Below are 18,375 nucleotides of genomic sequence, written 5' to 3' on the forward strand. Positions count from 1 at the left end.
TCCGATATTTTTTATATAGTATAACGCTTTTTTTATAAAAAAATGATTATATTAAAGGATATTTTTTATCTTTTAATAAATTTTAATCTTTTTACACAAAGATTCAACATCAATTTCTAGAAATTTTTCTACTTCATTTGTTTTACCATGAGTTATAAATTGATCTTCAAATTCAAAACTTACTAGTTTTATATGATAAAGATTTTCTTTTTGCAAGAAAGTTGCAATCAAACTTCCCACTCCACCTATCTTAGCACTATCTGAAAAAACAAACCAAGTTTTTGTATCTTTTGCCAATTCTTTTAAAAGCTCTTCATCTAAAGGTTTTGCAAAAATCAAATCTATTAAGCTTGCATAATCTAAACCAAGTTTATCTAAAGCTAGTTTTGCCTTAGCCACACCCTGACCAAAACCTAAAAATACTTTATCGCTTTGCACTTTAGATAAAATTTGAGCTTTTGCAAGTTTTATCTCACATGGATTAAAATTTTCATCTAATAAAAAATTACCTCTAGGATAACGAAAAGCAAAAACACCTTGATGAAAATAAGCATACTCCATAATTTTTTCCATCATAGCCTCATCTCTTGGAGCCGCTAAAGTAATATTTGGTATAGCACTTAAAAAACTAACATCAAAAGCACCTTGATGAGTTTCTCCATCTTCTCCTACTATGCCAGCTCTATCCATAGCAATAACTACATTTAAATTCATAATAGCACAATCATGGATAACTTGATCATAAGCTCTTTGCATAAAAGTGCTATAAATTGCTATAAAAGGCTTAAAACCTTCTTTAGCCATAGCTGCCATAGAAGTAACTGCATGTTGTTCTGCAATTGCTACATCCCAAAAACGCTCAGGATATTTTTCCATTAGCTTATCTATTCCAGTTCCACTTGGCATAGCAGCAGTTACACCTACTATATTTTCATATTTTTGAGCTAAATTTAAAAGTGTATTTGAAAAAATTTCTGTCGCACTTTTTTTGTTCATATTTGCCTTTAAACTCTCTCCACTACTTCTATCAAAAGCACCTACTCCATGCCATTTGGCATTTTTACCTTCAGCTAATGTATAACCTTTGCCTTTGATAGTTTGCACATGCACTACACAAGGTTTATTCATAGCTTTAGCTTGATTTAACGCATTTATAACTTCATTTAAATTATGTCCATCAATAGGTCCTATATATTCAAGTCCTAATTCTTCAAATAAGAGTCCAGGTGTAATAAGTCTTAAACCCTCTTCAAAACGCTTTGCCATATAAGATGCGCCTTGAGGAAAATACTCTAAAAGATTTTCTATGCGTTTTTTAAACTTTTGATAAAACTGCGTTGCCATTGCTTGAGAAAGGTATTTTGAAATAGCTCCAATTGGCCTTGAAATACTCATTTCATTATCATTTAAAATAATCACACAAGGATATTCTCTATCGCCAAGCTCATTTAAAGCTTCATAAGCCATACCTGCACTTAATGCCCCATCACCTATTAATACAACAGGTAAGCGATCTTCTTTTTTTAATCTTATAGCCTTACAAGCTCCAACTGCTAAAGATATAGAAGTGCTTGAATGTCCTGCTACAAAATAATCCCCCTCATCAGGCTTTGTATATCCACTCAAGCCATTAAATTGTCTTAAAGTATGAAAATTATCTATCTTACCACTTAAAAGCTTATGTGGATAAGATTGGTGTGAAACATCAAAAATAAAAGGATCTTTTCGCACATCAAAAACATAATGCATTCCTATACTAAGTTCAACTACACCTAAATTTGAACTTAAATGTCCACCATTTTTACTCACTGTATCTATGATAACTTCACGCAAATTACTAGCTAAATTTTCCAGTTCTTTAATTTGCATATTTTTAATATTTAAGTTATTTAAATCTATCATTCATTAACCATGTTTTTGATTTTTTGCAAACGATTGTTAAGGTTTGACTCTATATTACCCGCATCACTTAATATTAAAATACTTCCCTTATTAATCGCATCATCAAGACTAAATTTAATATTGCTTTGTTCTTGCAAGTGTGTTTTTACATATTCAAAATCATCAGGACTTAACTTTAATTCTATTTTAGTAGCATTTTTAAGTTCACTCATAAGTTCTTTTGCTAAATTTAATGCTATAAGTGATGAATTTTCTTCGAGCTCTTTTGCAATCACTTCTTTTGCAATAATTACAGCTGTATCGGCTAATTCTTTTTCATTTTTAGATAAAAACTCATTTAAATTTTGCACTGTATTTTCAAGCTTTTCTACGCTTTTTAAGTATTTTTCCTTCAAGGCTTCTAATTCACTTTCAAAATTCTTTTGTGCTTGTTCATAACCTTCTTTAGTAAATTTTTCCTTTGCATGTTCTAATTCTGTGTTTAAACGATTGTTAAATTCAGCCTCTTGGCTTTCTATCTGCATTTGCAACTTAATGATATTTCCTGACATTTCATCAGTTTTTTTAAGTAAATCTTCAACAAAATCAGGTTGAATTTGTGGTTGTGGGGCTTGTGGAGTAGCTTCTATTGTTTGATTTTCTACTGCTTGTTGTGTGTTTTGGACGGGAGAGACTTGATTTATAGTTTGAATTTCTTCTTGTTTTTGTTCTTCACTAGAGGGCATTTCACTCATAACTTTAAAATGATAACCCTCAACTACATGAGCAGAAATATTTTCAGGTGAAATTACATTGGTTAATTTTGCCATAATCTTACTCTATCATCTCATCAGCCTCACCCACTTGGATAAGACCTTGTTCTGCAAGTTTTTGCACCACTTCTACAACTTTTCTTTGTGCTTCTTCTACATCTTTAACACGCACAGCACCCAAAAAGCCCATTTCTTCTACAAAAGCTTCAGCAGCGCGCGTAGACATATTGGACATAAATTTTTGTTTTAAATCCTCGCTTGCGCCCTTTAAACCTATCATCAAATCACGCTTGTCAGCAGCTTTTAAAACTTCTCTAATCGCATTAGTACTAAGTTGAGAAATATCATCAAAGGTAAACATTAAATCTTTAATGGTTGTAGCAAGTTTTTCATCACTTTGCTCAATATAAGAAAGTGTTGTTTTAGAGGCTTTTTGACCCAAGCGATTAAGCACTTCAGCAACTGCTCTTGGACCACCCACTTCAACTTTATAAGAAGTAAGACTTTCAAGCTTACTTTCAAGCACAGCAGATACTCTTTTGATAATTGAAGGAGATATATCTCCAAGATTTGCCATTCTTATTACAACTTCAGCTCTTAATTCATCGCTAAAATATTCCAAAGTTTCAGCAGCTTGAGTAGTATCCATATGAGCTAAAATCAAAGCTATAGTTTGCGGGTGTTCTTTAATGATAAAGTCTGCAAGTTGTTGTGGTTTAATTTGTGAAAGATAAGCAAAATTTTGATTATTTTCCATACTTTTGGTAAGTTTTTCCAAAATTTTATTGGCAATTTCAGGACCAAAAGTTCTAAATAAAATTTCTTTTGCATATTCCAAACCACCACTTTTTAAGTATTGATTTGATTGTAATAAAGTATAAAATTCCTCAAGTACAGCAGTAGCAACTGGCTTATCAACATTTTTTGCTAAAGCAATATAGCGAGAAATTTCAGTGATGACATTAATATCCATATGAGAAAATAAAACTGTCGTTACATCTTCTCCAAGTTGGATTAAAAATATAGCAACCTTTTCTGGCATAGAAAGGTCATCATAGACCATTTTTTGTTCTTCGCTAAGCTTTATCATTAGATATCCTTCTCACCAAATTCAGCTTCATTTTCAACAAGTTTTTGCAACAATAATGCCACTTCTTCGCCTTTTTCATTAGCTACTGCTCTTAATTTTTCAAGTAAAACATCATATTGTAATGCATCCTCATCAAAACTATCTCCAAAACCAAGCTGTTCTTCAACTTTTCTACGAGCAGCATTGAATTTTTCAATAGCATCTTCAGCCTCATCAATAATCTGCCCATCCTTACCTTCCATCTCTTCTTCAAGTCTAATATCTGCAAGCATTTTTTGAGAAAATGGCACAATAACTTTTTTGTAAAAGATAAAAAGCAAAATCGCCGCAAATACATACTTAACAGGTGGAATAAAAGGCTCAACAAATCTTGAATAAAAAGTTTGAACCTTATTTTCAACTTTAGCTGTTCTATGAAATTCCAAATTATTTACTTCAACCGCATCACCTCTAGCAAGATTAAATCCTATGGCACCTTTAGTAAGATTTTCAATCGCTTTAATTTCTTTATCACTCAAAGGAATATATTCATTAGTAATATTTCCCTGATCATCAGTAATTACTTTATACTTTCCATCTACCACAACAGCTGCAGAAATTCTTTTAATGGTTGCAAATTGCTTAGTGGTGTTGGTAATTTTTTTAGAAATTTCATTATTAGTTGTAGTTTGATTTTTAGTATAAACCTCGCGCGCACCTTTATCATCCAAACCTTCCACAGGACCGATGTTTGAAACAGCACCTGGTACACCTTGAATTTCTTTATCTTTATAGCCTTCTCTATGCTCTTCCAAGGTTTGCTCACTACGCACAACGGTATTTGGATCATATACTTCACTTTGTGATTCTTCTTTAGAAAAATCATAATCAATACTAACCTTTGCTACTACCCTATCATAGCCACCTGCAAATGGAGCAATAGAAGCAACAATTTTTTGCTCTAATTCATATTCTTGATCTCTTTTATATTTAATTTGAGCAGCAATTAAATCACTTTCAAAAGCACCCTCATCATCTAAAGGAATACCTTTTTGATCCATGATTTTTACATTTTCTGGAGTAAGTTTTGTTACTGAAGAAGCGATTAGGTTTTTAATCCCCATAATTTGCTTTTTGTTAAGCTTTAAACCTTCTTTTATAGTCAAAGCTACTGAAGCAGTTGGTGGAACTTGTTGTTGGGTAAAAAGTGTATCTTTAGCAAAAGCAATATGAACCGTAGCACTATGAATAGGCTCTAAACTTTCAATCGTTCTAGCAAGCTCACCTTCTAATGCTCTTTGGTATTTTACCTTTTGCTCAGCTTCTGTGGCTCCAAATTCTTGTTTATCAAAAAGCTCAAAGCCTACTTTATTATCTTTTGGCAATAATCCTGCAGAAGCAATAGCTAAACGCTGTTTATATACTTGTTCATTAGGAACCAAAATCGTTCCTTCATTACGCAAAATATAAGGAACTCCACTTTTTTCAAGTTGAGTTACTATCATCGCCGAATCACTAGTATTAGCATTTTCAAATAATACTGAATATCCAGCTTCGCTAGCTACTGTAGAGCCACTTCTAAAAAGGGTTAAAAATACTAAAAATCCAACTACAACAACAATAGAAGCAGCAATAATAATACGCTGTCTTAAACTTAAATTTTGATAAAGCTGACCTACTTGGTGCAGTATAGTTTTATAATCCATTTATTTCCTACAAACTAAAAATTTTTAGAAAACTCTTCAAAAAACCTTGAATTTTCATACTCTGTACCTATACTTATACGCACAGCATTTAAACCATAACTTTGTAAATTTCTTATTATTATACCGTTTTTAAGCAGTTTTTCAGATAAATCTGTGCTATTTTTTTCATCAAAAAAATAGGTAATAAAATTTGTATAGCTTGGAATGTATCGAATTTTATAATTTTTAGCAAAATCTTCATAAAGTTTCATTTGTGAAAAATTATTTTCTAAGGTTTTTTGCACAAACTCATCATCATCTAATGCAGCAACAGCAGCTTTTAAACTCAAATTAGTCACATTAAAAGGCGCTCGTAATTTATAAAATGCATTGATAATTTCCTTGCAAGCTATACCATAACCCACTCTCATGCCACCCAAACCATAAAGCTTAGAAAAGGTTCCTAGATATACTGCATTTTGAAATTTATGGATTAATTCTTTAGGATTAATATGCTTTTTGCTATCTTTAAATGAAGCAAATTCATTATAAGCTCCATCAATGGCCACCAAACAATCTTCATCAATTTTCTCTAAAAACTCAAAAACCTCACTTGCGTCTAAACACTCGCCCAAAGGATTATTTGGCAAGCATAAAAAGATTACTTTAATTTCATTTTTATGCTTTTGATATAACTCATATAACTCATTTAAATCATGGGTTAAACTTGGAGTTTTATAAACCTTAACTCCTAGTTGTTTTGCATAAATTTCATACATAGCAAAACTAACCCCACATTGCAAATAAGCCTTAGAATGATCAAGTTTTGCATGTACTATATATTCTATGATTTGATCACTCCCACTACCTATGATGAGATTTTCTTTTAAAATATCATATTTTTGTGCTAGAGCTTGTTTTAATTCACTCATAGTATCATCAGGATATAAATGAGCTAAATGTGCATTATTTATGATGGCTTCTTTAGCTTTTTTGCTTGTGCCATAAGGATTTTCATTACTTGCTAGTTTAATAACTTCTTTTAAACCATATTCTTTAGCAACTAAATCCATATCCTTGCCACTTTCATAAGTTTTAATAGCTTCTAAAAAAGGATTAAATTTCATTGCTTTCTCCTGATAAATATGATCCAAGCCATTTTATATGCTCAGCTTTTTTTAATACTCTTTGGACATTTTCATCATCAATATGTCCTTCAAAATCAATATAAAAACTATGCACAAATTCTCTTGTTTTTATAGGGCGCGATTCAAGTTTTGTTAAATTTATCCCCTCTTTTTTAAACTCATACAACAAATCGCTAAGCCCACCTGGTTTGTGTGCAGCAAGTGCTAAGATAGAAGTTTTACAATGAAGCATTTGAGGTATTTTTATATCACTTAAAATCAAAAACCTAGTGCGATTTGCCAAATTATCCTCAATCGTTTCAAATAATATAGGTACATTATAAAGTTTTGCTGCAATTTTAGAGCAAATCGCAGCTGAAGTAACATCTTGCGAAGCTAAGTAAGCCGCATGAGCTGTGGATTTGCTTGCTACAAATTCTACTTCACTTAAATCATGACTTTCTAAAAAATTTCTACATTGATTATAGCCTTGTGGATGAGAATATATGCGTTTAATATCTTTTAAATTTTCACTCATACTTACAAAAGAATGATGAATGTCCATATAAATTTCAGCAAAAATCTTTACATCTTCATATTTTCCAAGACAATCAAGCGTCACACCCACTGCACCTGCTGTATTATTTTCTATAGGTACTACTCCATATTTTGCTTCTTTGTGAGCTAATTCTTTAAAAACATCTTCTATATTTGCAAGTGGAGTATAACGACTCATAGCACCAAAACGCGTTCTTGCTACTTGATGCGTATAACTTCCTTCAGGCCCTAAATAAGCTATGCTTTGAGGCATTTCTAAATTTCTTGATACGGCAAAAATTTCTTGGTAAATTGCTTCGATTGCATTTTGATCTAATAAACCATGATTATAATTTTTAAGTCTATTTATAATAGCTCTTTCACGCTCAGGTCTATAAATACTCCCACCTAAATTTTGTTTAATAACTCCTATATCTTTAACATGAAGCATTCTTTCATTAAGCAAAGCCAAAATTTTATCATCGATAGTATCGATTTTATTGCGTAATTTTTCTATATCTTTCATTTAAACCTCGATATGTAGTAATCCTTAATACTATCATATACAAAATTAAGTTTAGTTGTATCAAGACCTTGAGTGTTAGAAATTTTACCACTTAAAACTAAGCCTGTTTGCATACCAAGCTCATAAGCACCAAGCAAATCGCCTTTAAAATCATCACTAATAATTAAAGTTTTTTTAAAACTCACATTACAATCTTGCTGTTTTAATAAATTTAAAGCACTTTCATAAAAAGCCTTACTAGGTTTTCCTATCACTTTATAATCAAACTCGCATGCATTTTTAAGCATAGACATGATACTTCCAACGCCTGGATAAAGCCTTGAGTTTTTCTTATAAATACTACCCTCATGCATTGCTATAGCTTGCACGCCATCTTTAATATACTCTATCATATTAGCAAAATCTTGAAATTTAAAATCATCATAACTTGCTAGCAAAAATGCTTTTGGATTTTTATAATCAAGCTCATAACCTAACTCTTGAAGTGAATCTGAAAATTCTTTTGCCCCAAAAGCTGCTATTTTACAAGGTTTTAAATAATCTTTTAAAACACAAAAAGGATCAATATAAACCTTTTCATTAATTTCAAAACCCAAATTTTGCAAATAATTTAAAAAATCTAATCTTTTGGTGTTATTAGTAATAATCACATAAGGAATTTTTTCTTTATTTAAAGATTTAATGAGTTCTAAAGCACCATTTATAGGACTTTTATCATGATCTGAAATCAAAGTTCCTTGCACATCTAAAAACAACATTTTAATCCCTTAAAAAATCAAGCTCTAAAGCAATTTGATCCTCATAACTTTCTCTTTTTCTAATCATTCTTACCTTGCCATTTTCACAAGCTAGCTCACATACTCTATTGCGAGTATTGTAATTACTACTCATGCTAAAACCATATGCACCTGCACTTTTAACTATGATCAAATCTCCTGCTTTTGTTTTAGCTAGTTTTCTATCTTTAGCTAAAAAATCTCCACTCTCACAAACCCCACCAACAATATCACAAAGACTTTCTTCTTTATTTTCACTCAAAAGCTTGATTTCATGATAAGCACTATATAAACTTGGACGCAATAAATCATTCATCGCCCCATCAATAATCACAAAACGCTTTTTATCATTAAATTTTTCATATAAAACTTTAGTAACAAACTCACCTGCATTTGCTACCAAAAACCTGCCAGGTTCCATACCTATACACACATCAAGACCTTGCAAACTTGCTAAAATTCCTTGAGCATAATCATATAAATTTGGCTCTTGTTCATCTTTATAACAAACCCCTAAACCCCCGCCTATATCAAAGAATTTAATATTAATTTTCAAAGCTAAAAGTTCTTTTACTAATTTTGCAACAATCGCTGAGGCCTCATGGATACTACTTATATCAAGAATTTGTGAACCTATGTGAAAATGCACTCCAACTGACTCTAAAAATTGTGAGTTTTTAGCATAAAGATACATTTTTTTAGCACTTTCTATATCTACACCAAATTTATTTTCATGCAAACCTGTAGAAATATAAGGATGTGTTTTGGCATCTACATTTGGATTTACCCTTATACTTATACGAGCTATCTTTTGACTTTCTTTAGCAATTTGCTCCAAAAGAAGCATTTCTTCATAACTTTCTAAATTTACATAAAGTATGTTTTGCTCTAAAGCATATTTTAATTCATCAGCACTTTTACCTACCCCGCTAAAAATAATTTTATAATTTTTAGCCCCTGCTTTTAAAGCTCTATAAATCTCACCCGCACTAACACAATCAAACCCACTATCTAAAGAAGCTAAAAGCTTTAAAACACTTAAATTAGAATTTGCTTTGACTGCATAAAAAATTTGTGATTTTCTTGCCTTAAAAGCATCTTTTAACATTGTAAAACGCTCTTTAATTTTATCAAAATCATAAATATAAAATGGTGTGTTGTATTCCTTTGCTAGTTTTAAATAATCCATAAAAACCTCACTTGTAGTTATTTGTGTTTAAAATAATAAAAACTTCCTATACTTATTAAAATAAATACTGGTAGCATTATACCAAGCTCTGGAAGTAAAATTTCATTTTCACTCAATCTTGTTAATAAAAACAACAAACCCCAAACTAAAAGTATGCACACAAAAAACACAAAAGCTAAAAGTGCGAGATTAAAAAATCTTGCTGTTAAAGGAAAATAATAATACACAATAAGCATTAAAAATGGCGCAAAAAATGGTGTAAGAACTAAAGAATATAAACTTGTTCTAAGTGTATTAGTAGAAATATTTTGTTTTGCAAAAATTGCCATACTTTCTAGCGCGTCTAAAATAGAATAAGAAGGATTGCTCTCTACCAAAGAAATTCTTTCTAAAATTTTTGGAGAAAAATCTTCTAAGCCTTTGATATTTTTAAATTCTTCTACGCTTAAACCCTCTTTTGAAACAATCAAATTTTGTGGTACATTAGTAGTTTTAGCATCATTTAAATCCCAAGAATCTCCATTAAATTTAGCAGTTTTTGCATGGATTGTGCTTTGAATGTCTAAATTTTTTACATCAAAGATTTTTATATTATATAAAGTTTGAGAACTTGTTTTTTGTATATAAATAAATTTATCATTATATTTAATCAAAACTTCCCCACCCTCTCTATCTACAACGCCACGCTTGAGAATATTACTTTTATATTCATCTGCATAAGCAAAGGCACTAAAATTAAGTCCTACATAAACACAACAAAAAAACATAGCCCATAAAAAAGGATAAAAAATCACTTGATTTTTACTTAAACCCAAAGCATACAAGCTAACAAATTCATTCGAGCGTATCATATTAAAAATACATAAAACCAAAGCAAGGACTATAGCTAAAGGTAGTATATAAGAAGCTGCTGAACATGTTAAGAAAAATATATACAAAAGCTCTAAATTTGCACTTTTTGGCAGTCTATTGAAATTGAGTAAAAAATCAATCGCTACGAAGAAAAAAGTCAAAGAAAAAAATAAAATAAAAAATGATTTTAAATACAAAGATGAAATATAGCGAAAAAATATACTCATCGTTTAACTTTTTAAAGAATATTTTGAAGCGATTTTTTCTATATCAGAATTTAAAAGCTCAAATAAGGCTTTTTTACTATGTTCTAAAACCTTAGTTAAGCTTTCTTGTTCTTCTTGTTTAAATTTTCCCAAAACATGAGAAATTACATCTTGTCCTTTTCCTACTCCTATGCGTACCCTCTCATAAGCATTGCCACAAAGATTATCTATACTTTTAAGCCCATTATGTCCACCGCTTGATCCACCCATTTTAAATTTCAATGCACCCAAATTTAAATCTATATCATCATGGATTACAATGATTCTATCACATTTATAATATTCACTAACAGCTTTTACACTTTCTCCTGATAAATTCATATAAGTGGAAGGTTTTAAAAAAAAAGTAGAAGAGCCTTTAAAAAGCTCTCCTTTAAATTTGGGATTTGAAAGCTTTGTTGTTTGCAAATCTTTCAAAATTAAGTCAATTAGCATAAACCCTACATTGTGACGGGTTTGGGCGTATTGTTCTCCTATATTACCAAGTCCTACGACTAAGGTCATTTTATCTTGCTTTTTCTACGCCAACTACAGCTACTCTATCAGCATCAACCATAGTTACACCCTCAGGCACAACTACATCGCGGATTAAAAGTGCATCACCAACATCAAGTTTAGTTACATCTAATTCAAAATAATTTGGTAAGTTTTCAGCTGCACATTTTACTTTCAATCTTCTTTTTGATTGGATTAAAACACCTTTATTTTTAAGACCCATAGCTGTTCCTACGATCTTTACAGGAACCATATATTTAGAAATAACACCTTTTTGTGCTACTTTTAAATCTACGTGTTTTAATTCTGCAGTTACAGGATCTTTTTGATAATCAACTACCACAACATTTAATACTTTATCTGCTACTTTTACATCAAAAGCTAAAGTAGTTTTTTTGCGTACTTCTTTAATAAATTCATTTACTTTAAAAGCAGCATTGATGTTTTCTAATCCTTTTCCGTAGATGTTTGCGATTAGATAACCATCTCTTTTTAAAGCTTTAGCAGCTTTTCTACCGATACTCTCTCTAACGATACCTTCTAACATCTGTTTCCTTTCTAAAAAAATAAACGCTAATTATAGCCAAATAAGTTTATAAAGATTTTAAAATATCTTCATAAGCTATGCAAAATTGCTCCAAACCATCATCAAGCAAATCTTTGCAAGCTTTGCTTAAAGCATCTTTTGAAATATTTGCATTTAATTTTTTCTCTATACATTCATCTTTCAAAGGCTCTTTAAATATAATTTGCTTACCTTTAAAAGCCTTAATAGCATCTAGTGGTGCAGTATTAATAGCTTTATCATAGAGTAATTCTTTAATATAATAATCTTTTTCTAAATCATCACCCTTAACACCTGTACTTGCAAATAAAGCTCTAATATTTGTTTCATTTTGTTTAATGATATAATTATAAGCCTTTGTTGCGGTAAGAATTCCTATATAATTTTTATCTAAAACTTGATTATTTAATAATCTATCAAAACGGCTTACAAAAATACTAATAACTGCTCGAGGCTCTTTTTTAGCTGTGGTATTATTTTTTCTAAATTCTTTTAAACCTAAATTTAAAGCTTCAAAGCATTTTTTAGTTTGCTCAAAATCAAAAATCAAAGTAGCGTTAACATTAATACCATTTTTCATTAATTCTTGCATTACTTCATAAGAAGCTTCTGTAGCAGGAATTTTCATCATCACATTTTCTTTTGCAATTTGCATGTATAATCTTTTTGCTTCGGCCAAAGATAGGCTAGTATTATCTTTCAATCTTGGATCAATTTCAATACTAATAAAACCATCATTATTTTCATAATAATTAATAGCTAATTTATCCGCAGCCTTAGCTATATCTTCTATCGCAAGATACTCATATAAAGCTTTTTTATCTTTAAGATTTGATTTTTTGATTTTTTCTTTATAAATAGCTGAGTTTAAAATCGCATTTTTAAAAATAGCAGGATTTGAGGTAGCACCATTGATTGTTTTTGAGTAAATTAAATCTAAAAATTCATGATCTAAAAATTCATTTTCTATAAAATCACACCATAGTGAAAATTTTTTCATTGTATTACCTTTATTATTTCTTTTAAATCTTTCTTATCTATACAAATATCTGCATGAGATTTTAAAATTTCTTTGGCACAAAAAGCTATTTTTAATCCACATTCTTTAAACATAGAAATATCATTAGCTCCATCGCCTACACACATAATTTCTTCTGTTTTTAAATTTAAAAATTTCTTAAGTCTTTGTAGTATAATACCTTTTGAGTTATTAAACATAATTTCTCCGCCAACTTTTCCTGTTAAAAAACCATTTTTACTATGTAAAAAGTTAGCAAAACCAAAATCAAAATGAAGTTTATTTTGTATTAAATCAATTCCTTCATGAAATCCACCACTAAAAACGATTATTTTTATATTCTTACTTTTTAAATATTCACATAATTCTTTAGCGCCATTCATCAAAGGTAAATTTTCACAGCATTTCTTTACCTGCTCTATAGGCATACCTTCAAGCAAAGCTACTCTAGCACTTAAACTTTCAAAAAAATCAAGCTCACCATTCATTGCTTTGTTGGTGATTGCTTTTACAGCATCACCAACATTATATTCTTGCGCTAAAATATCGATAGTTTCCCCATCCATTAGCGTAGAATCAAAGTCAAAGGCACAAAGCTTTATCATTAAAACTCACGCTTTAATAAAGCTTCAGCTTTTAATATAGTCAAGATATTTTCTTCTCTTTTGCCTATACCAAAAATCATACCTTTTTCTTTTAGTAAAGTTTCAGGTGGTGGATCAATCCTACTTCTGTGAATTTTAATAGCTTCTGTTAATCTATCTATCACAAAGCCTGCATTACCTGCAGGAGTTTGATTGCCATTTGCTATACCTTTTAAAACAATATATCTTGTTTGAGGAGTCATTTTAGAACTACCTTGATTAAATCTTTTAGCAAGATCAATCAAAGGCATAACATTACCCCTCATATTAAATACACCTAAAACATAATCAGGTACACTTGGAACCCTAGTATATTCTATAGGTTTAATAATTTCTTGGATATTAAGAATTGGAATAGCGTATTCCTCATCTCCTACCACAAAGCCAACAAGCTGAATAATATCCTCTTCTTTATCTACATCAGGTTCTGCAATTTGCGCTTGTTGTTTTTGCAAAACCTGGTTTAATTTATCATTCATCTTCTTATCCTAGTTTTAAATTTTTTCTAACTACATTTTCTAAGTACTCTGGAGAGTAAGGCTTAGTAATATACTCAGTCATTCCTACTTCCACACCTCTTAAGCGGTCTGATTTACTAGTTCTTGAAGTTACTGCAACAAGTGGGAGGTTTTTATATTTAGAATATTTTCTAATTTCACCTGCTAAGGTATAACCATCCATTCTTGGCATTTCAATATCAATCAACACAGCATCAATATCATGCTCGCCTGATTTAATTGTATTTAATGCTTCAACACCATTAGTTGCTTCTATAATACTTACACCTAGTGGCTCTAATGATTTTTGCATGATATTTCTATCCATTTTAGAATCATCCACTATAAGCACTGTATAATCACTTGGTTTTTCTTTAGTTGTTTTTTTAGATTGTGATTCAATTTGTGCTTTAATATCAACTTTAATTTCTTTAGCTATATCCATCATAGCAGCAACATCGATAATCAAAGTTACTCTACCATCACCACGGATAGTTGCTCCTGCTATACCTTGGATATTTTGCAAATACTCACCCATAGACTTGATAACAATTTCTTCTTGACCTACTAAAGTATCTACTATAATACCAAGCTTACTTTCTGCCACACCTATAACAACTACATAAGTTTGATCAGTATTTTCAAGCACTTGTTTTACGCCAAATACATCCGAAAGTCTTACTAAAGATAAAACCTCATCTCTTAAGCGAAGTACATTTTTACCTTCAATGGTATAAATATCATCAATTGGCACTCTAACTGTTTCAAGAACACTTGCAAGTGGAATAGCATAAAATTCTTCTTGAGTTCCCACAAGTAAAGATTGAATAATCGCCAAAGTAAGTGGAATTTTAAGCTTCATCACAGTGCCTTTTCCAAGCTCACTATCGATTTCAATCACACCATTTAATTTTTCAATATTAGTTTTAACAACATCCATTCCAACACCACGCCCTGAAACATTGGTGATTTTTGCAGCGGTTGAAAAACCTGGTTTGAAAATCAATGCAAATGCTTCTTTATCACTCATTTGATCAGCTTCACGCTCTGTGATTAAGTTTTTCTCTATTGCTTTTGATTTTAACACATCAGCATCTAAACCTTTACCATCATCGGCAATTTCAACAACGATATGATTTCCTTCATTATATGCTTTAAGATTAACCGTTCCTTTTTCTGGTTTACCATTAGCTATACGCGTTGCTGGATCTTCTATACCATGATCACAAGAATTTCTAATCATATGCATAATAGGATCGCCAATTTCTTCTACAATAGACTTATCAAGTTCAGTTTCTTCCCCTGAAATTTCAAGCTCCATTTGTTTACCAAGTTCACGGCCTAAATCACGCACAACTCTTGGGAATTTATTAAATACTTTCGCAATAGGTTGCATTCTTGTTTTCATAACCGCAAGTTGAATATCTGTAGTGACAATACTAAGTTGAGAAACAACTTGATTTAATTCTTCTAAGAATTTTTCTCCATCATATCTTTCTTCAACATCATCATAAATTTTTAACAAGCGGTTTTTACCTAATACAAGCTCACCAATTAAGTTCATTAAATGATCAAGTCTTTTAACTTCAACCCTAATTGTTTGATCCATATTTGCACCACTGCTTCCACCACCTGCTGCAGGGACCTTTTTCTCAGCTGCTGCATTTTGTGCCTGTGGAGCTGGCTTACTTGGGGTTGGAGTTGATTCTTGAGTTTTTTTCTTTTCAGCGCGTCTTGCTTGATCTTCAGCTTTTCTTACTTTTAAAAGTCTTTCAATTTCAGCTTCAACTTCATCATCACTAAGCTTATTAACATCAACTTCAGGTTCTTCAGCTTTTGGCTCTTCTTTAACTTCTTCTTTTGGCTCTTCAGCCTTAGTCGGAGTAATTGATTCTAAACTTTCTCCTTCTGAAATTGCGGTTAATCTTGCACAAATTGGAGCTATATCAAGTCCGATTGCTGTATCATTTCCATTATCTCTAATAGAATTTAATAAAGTTTTCATCATATCAATAGATTCTAAAACTACATCCATTACTTCAGGAGTAATTTTAAGCTCATTATGTCTTGCTTTATTTAAAACATCTTCCATATGATGAGTAAGTTTTGTTAAAACATCAAAATTTAAAAAGCTTGACGATCCTTTAACAGTATGCGCAACGCGGAAAATTCTATTTAATAATTCTAAATCTTCAGGATTTGCTTCTAATTCAACCAAATCATGATCAATTTGCTCGACTAATTCAAAGGCTTCAACTAAAAAATCCTCAAGTATTTCTTGAATATCTTCCATTTTTACTCCTCACCTTTTTCATGTTTTGCTATGATACGAGAAATTTCAGCAAAGAAATCACTTGCATTAAATTTAACTAAATACCCATCTCCACCTGCTTCTTTAACACCTTTATCACTCATAAATTCATTTGATAAAGAAGAGTTAAATACGATAGGAATATTTTTAAATCTCTCATCATCTCTAACTTTTGCTGCAAAATGGAATCCATCCATTTGTGGCATTTCAACATCACTTACAATAATTTTTAAATGTTTATTTAAATCACTGCCATAAGTACTATAAAGCTCTTCTAGTTTATGTAAACCTTCAACACCATCTTTAGCTTCAATTACTTTAAGACCAATTTTATTTAATAAATCTTTAACAAGCTTTCTTGCAGTTGAACTATCATCAAGTGCTAAAGCCATACCTTCGATTTTTTGAATTTTATCATCGTCAATATCAGTTTGCGGGGTATAAATTCCAAGTTCTTGCACTATACTTTCTAAATCTAGGATAAGTAAAACCTCATCTCCTTCGATCTTAGTTACACCAGTAATTTTACCCTTATCTAAACTACCCGCACTTGTTGCAAAAGTAGCTGGCTCAATATTTTTCCAGTTAATTCTACGAATTCTTTTCGCCTCATGGACAATAAAACCGATTAAAACATTACTAAATTCAGTAATGATAACTCTAGGTTTTATATTTGTCATTTCTGGTTCTTGAATTTGCATCCATTTTGCTAGGTTGATTACAGGAATCACCACGCCACGAAGATCAAAAATACCTTCTACATATTCAGGTACTCCTGGAATTTCAGTCAAAAAAGGAATTTTAATGATTTCTCTAACCTTAGAAACATTTACACCATAAATTCCCTCATAGACTTTATCGTGGCCTTGCTTAAAGATGCGAAAATCAACAAGTTCCATTTCATTTGAACCTGTTTTAACGACATTCTCATCAAACATTATGCCTCCTTAAGTTCTATTTTGTGAAATCTGATTTCTGGCTCATATTTTACTATAAAAAAACTTTCCTTGTATGCAAAAGTAGCTAAATTTAGATATTTTATATCTTCATTTTTTAAAAATACATCTTGATGATAATGACCTTCTATTACAAAGCCTATATTATAGTGCTTTAAACGCTCTTTTACTAAAGCAGAAAAATGGGGAATTTTTCTAATAAGTTGTTTTTTGTTTTGATTTTTTAGAATTTTTTGAGTAATTCTTTCTTTACTAATAACATTTAAAAAATTTAAAAAAAGTAGCAAATAATGATTTCTCAAACTCTTTAAGCAAAACTGCAAAAAAGGTTTTAAAAAAATATCCCCATGGGCTAATTTTACTAAGGTTTTATCTTGAAATTCGCAAAGCAAGGGTTGTTGTTTTATACTAAAAACTTTCACTTTTTTAAAAAATTTAGCTAAATTAAAATCATGATTGCCTTCTAAATAAATGATTTCAATTTCATACGCAAGTTCTTCAAGTAAGTCTATATAAGCTTTTGCAAAATCATGCGTGGCCTTTACTTCATAAATTAAAAGATCAAATATATCACCCATTAAAAAAAGCTGTGGAGTTTGAATTTTTTTATTTTTTAAGGCTTGCAAAAACTCCCAAAAACCACGCCTATTTTTATTTTCATGCGCATCGGCAATAAAAATAGCATTTTCTTTTATAATTATTTTTTGCAAAAATTAAAATTCCAAAGCTTTGTATTCTATAGAAATGATTTCAAATTCACTCTCGCCTTTTGGCAAACGCACTTTAAAATCATCCCCTTCTTTTTTACCAAGCATTGCTTTAGCAATAGGTGAGCTAATGGAAATATAGCCTTTTTCTAAATTTCCTTCATTTACCCCTACCAAAGTATAAGTGCTTTGTTTTTCACTTTCTAAATCCTCTACAACAACAGTTGAGCCAAATTTCACACTATCATGCTCATAAGAAGATGGATCGATGATTTGTGCTCTTGAGATCAAATCTCCAAGTTCAGCAATCTTTCCTTCTATAAAAGCTTGTTTTTCTCTAGCCGCGTGATATTCTGCATTTTCTTTTAAATCTCCATGACTTCTTGCTATGTCTATTTCTTCTACTACTTTTGGGCGTTCAACTTTCTTTAAATGTTCTAATTCTTTTTCTAATTTCTCATAGCCATATTTACTCATAGGTTCTTTTTGCATGATTTATCC

The 18,375-nt window shown here is 30.8% G+C and carries 18 protein-coding genes; all 18 read right to left on the reverse strand.

All coding sequences use genetic code 11. From position 1 onward, the window contains the following. Window positions 1-72: 72 nt before the first annotated feature. The 18 genes from dxs to greA are packed head-to-tail and all read right to left on the reverse strand — an operon-like array spanning window position 73 to window position 18,366. A complete protein-coding gene (gene dxs, locus L8X27_RS04650) occupies window positions 73-1,902 on the reverse strand; it encodes a 1-deoxy-D-xylulose-5-phosphate synthase (RefSeq protein ID WP_263681086.1) in 1,830 nt (609 codons plus the stop codon). Then, complete coding sequence (gene fliH, locus L8X27_RS04655) at window positions 1,899-2,711, reverse strand: flagellar assembly protein FliH (RefSeq protein WP_220566592.1); 813 nt, start codon at window positions 2,709-2,711, stop codon at window positions 1,899-1,901. The genes dxs and fliH overlap by 4 nt, the downstream gene beginning before the upstream one ends. A gap of 4 nt (window positions 2,712-2,715) precedes the next feature. Continuing rightward, window positions 2,716-3,744 (reverse strand): flagellar motor switch protein FliG, encoded by a 1,029-nt coding sequence (fliG, locus tag L8X27_RS04660; protein WP_039619192.1) that lies wholly within the window; start codon window positions 3,742-3,744, stop codon window positions 2,716-2,718. Further along, window positions 3,744-5,429 (reverse strand): flagellar basal-body MS-ring/collar protein FliF, encoded by a 1,686-nt coding sequence (gene fliF / locus L8X27_RS04665; RefSeq protein WP_133319547.1) that lies wholly within the window; start codon window positions 5,427-5,429, stop codon window positions 3,744-3,746. The genes fliG and fliF overlap by 1 nt, the downstream gene beginning before the upstream one ends. Before the next feature lie 14 nt (window positions 5,430-5,443). Further along, window positions 5,444-6,535: a histidinol-phosphate transaminase gene (hisC, locus tag L8X27_RS04670; RefSeq protein WP_263671233.1), complete on the reverse strand. Its 1,092-nt coding sequence runs from the start codon at window positions 6,533-6,535 to the stop codon at window positions 5,444-5,446. After that, the gene (gene pheA / locus L8X27_RS04675) at window positions 6,525-7,598 is read right to left on the reverse strand and encodes a prephenate dehydratase (protein ID WP_263671232.1); all 1,074 of its coding nucleotides are present in this window, start codon (window positions 7,596-7,598) and stop codon (window positions 6,525-6,527) included. The genes hisC and pheA overlap by 11 nt, the downstream gene beginning before the upstream one ends. Continuing rightward, window positions 7,595-8,356, reverse strand: a complete 762-nt coding sequence (locus L8X27_RS04680) for an HAD-IIA family hydrolase (protein WP_263681087.1) — start codon at window positions 8,354-8,356, stop codon at window positions 7,595-7,597. Before L8X27_RS04680 ends, pheA begins: the two co-directional genes overlap by 4 nt. Before the next feature lies 1 nt (window position 8,357). Beyond that, on the reverse strand, window positions 8,358-9,563 hold the full coding sequence (lysA, locus tag L8X27_RS04685) for a diaminopimelate decarboxylase (RefSeq protein ID WP_263681088.1): 1,206 nt from the start codon (window positions 9,561-9,563) through the stop codon (window positions 8,358-8,360). Window positions 9,564-9,580: 17 nt separating this feature from the next. Next, a complete protein-coding gene (locus tag L8X27_RS04690; protein WP_133319542.1) occupies window positions 9,581-10,642 on the reverse strand; it encodes an LptF/LptG family permease in 1,062 nt (353 codons plus the stop codon). Between the two features lie 3 nt (window positions 10,643-10,645). Next, window positions 10,646-11,185 (reverse strand): aminoacyl-tRNA hydrolase, encoded by a 540-nt coding sequence (gene pth / locus L8X27_RS04695; protein ID WP_133319541.1) that lies wholly within the window; start codon window positions 11,183-11,185, stop codon window positions 10,646-10,648. A gap of 1 nt (window position 11,186) precedes the next feature. Then, entirely contained in the window at window positions 11,187-11,723 is a 537-nt protein-coding gene (locus tag L8X27_RS04700; protein ID WP_133319540.1) for a 50S ribosomal protein L25/general stress protein Ctc, read from the reverse strand. A 46-nt stretch (window positions 11,724-11,769) separates the two neighbouring features. Continuing rightward, window positions 11,770-12,741, reverse strand: coding sequence for a transaldolase (locus L8X27_RS04705; RefSeq protein ID WP_133319539.1), 972 nt, complete (start codon window positions 12,739-12,741; stop codon window positions 11,770-11,772). Continuing rightward, window positions 12,738-13,364: a phosphoserine phosphatase SerB gene (serB, locus tag L8X27_RS04710; protein ID WP_133319538.1), complete on the reverse strand. Its 627-nt coding sequence runs from the start codon at window positions 13,362-13,364 to the stop codon at window positions 12,738-12,740. Before serB ends, L8X27_RS04705 begins: the two co-directional genes overlap by 4 nt. Next, window positions 13,364-13,882: a chemotaxis protein CheW gene (locus L8X27_RS04715; RefSeq protein ID WP_133319537.1), complete on the reverse strand. Its 519-nt coding sequence runs from the start codon at window positions 13,880-13,882 to the stop codon at window positions 13,364-13,366. The genes serB and L8X27_RS04715 overlap by 1 nt, the downstream gene beginning before the upstream one ends. Before the next feature lie 4 nt (window positions 13,883-13,886). Next, a complete protein-coding gene (locus L8X27_RS04720) occupies window positions 13,887-16,193 on the reverse strand; it encodes a chemotaxis protein CheW (RefSeq protein ID WP_263661981.1) in 2,307 nt (768 codons plus the stop codon). Between the two features lie 2 nt (window positions 16,194-16,195). Then, a complete protein-coding gene (locus L8X27_RS04725) occupies window positions 16,196-17,149 on the reverse strand; it encodes a chemotaxis protein (protein ID WP_133319535.1) in 954 nt (317 codons plus the stop codon). Beyond that, window positions 17,149-17,877: a UDP-2,3-diacylglucosamine diphosphatase gene (locus L8X27_RS04730; protein ID WP_220566581.1), complete on the reverse strand. Its 729-nt coding sequence runs from the start codon at window positions 17,875-17,877 to the stop codon at window positions 17,149-17,151. The genes L8X27_RS04725 and L8X27_RS04730 overlap by 1 nt, the downstream gene beginning before the upstream one ends. Before the next feature lie 3 nt (window positions 17,878-17,880). Then, on the reverse strand, window positions 17,881-18,366 hold the full coding sequence (greA, locus tag L8X27_RS04735) for a transcription elongation factor GreA (RefSeq protein ID WP_039619215.1): 486 nt from the start codon (window positions 18,364-18,366) through the stop codon (window positions 17,881-17,883). Between the last annotated feature and the right edge of the window lie 9 nt (window positions 18,367-18,375).

This window comes from Campylobacter sp. CNRCH_2015_1657, from assembly GCF_025772685.1.
Classification (GTDB): Bacteria; Campylobacterota; Campylobacteria; order Campylobacterales; family Campylobacteraceae; genus Campylobacter_D; species Campylobacter_D lari_D.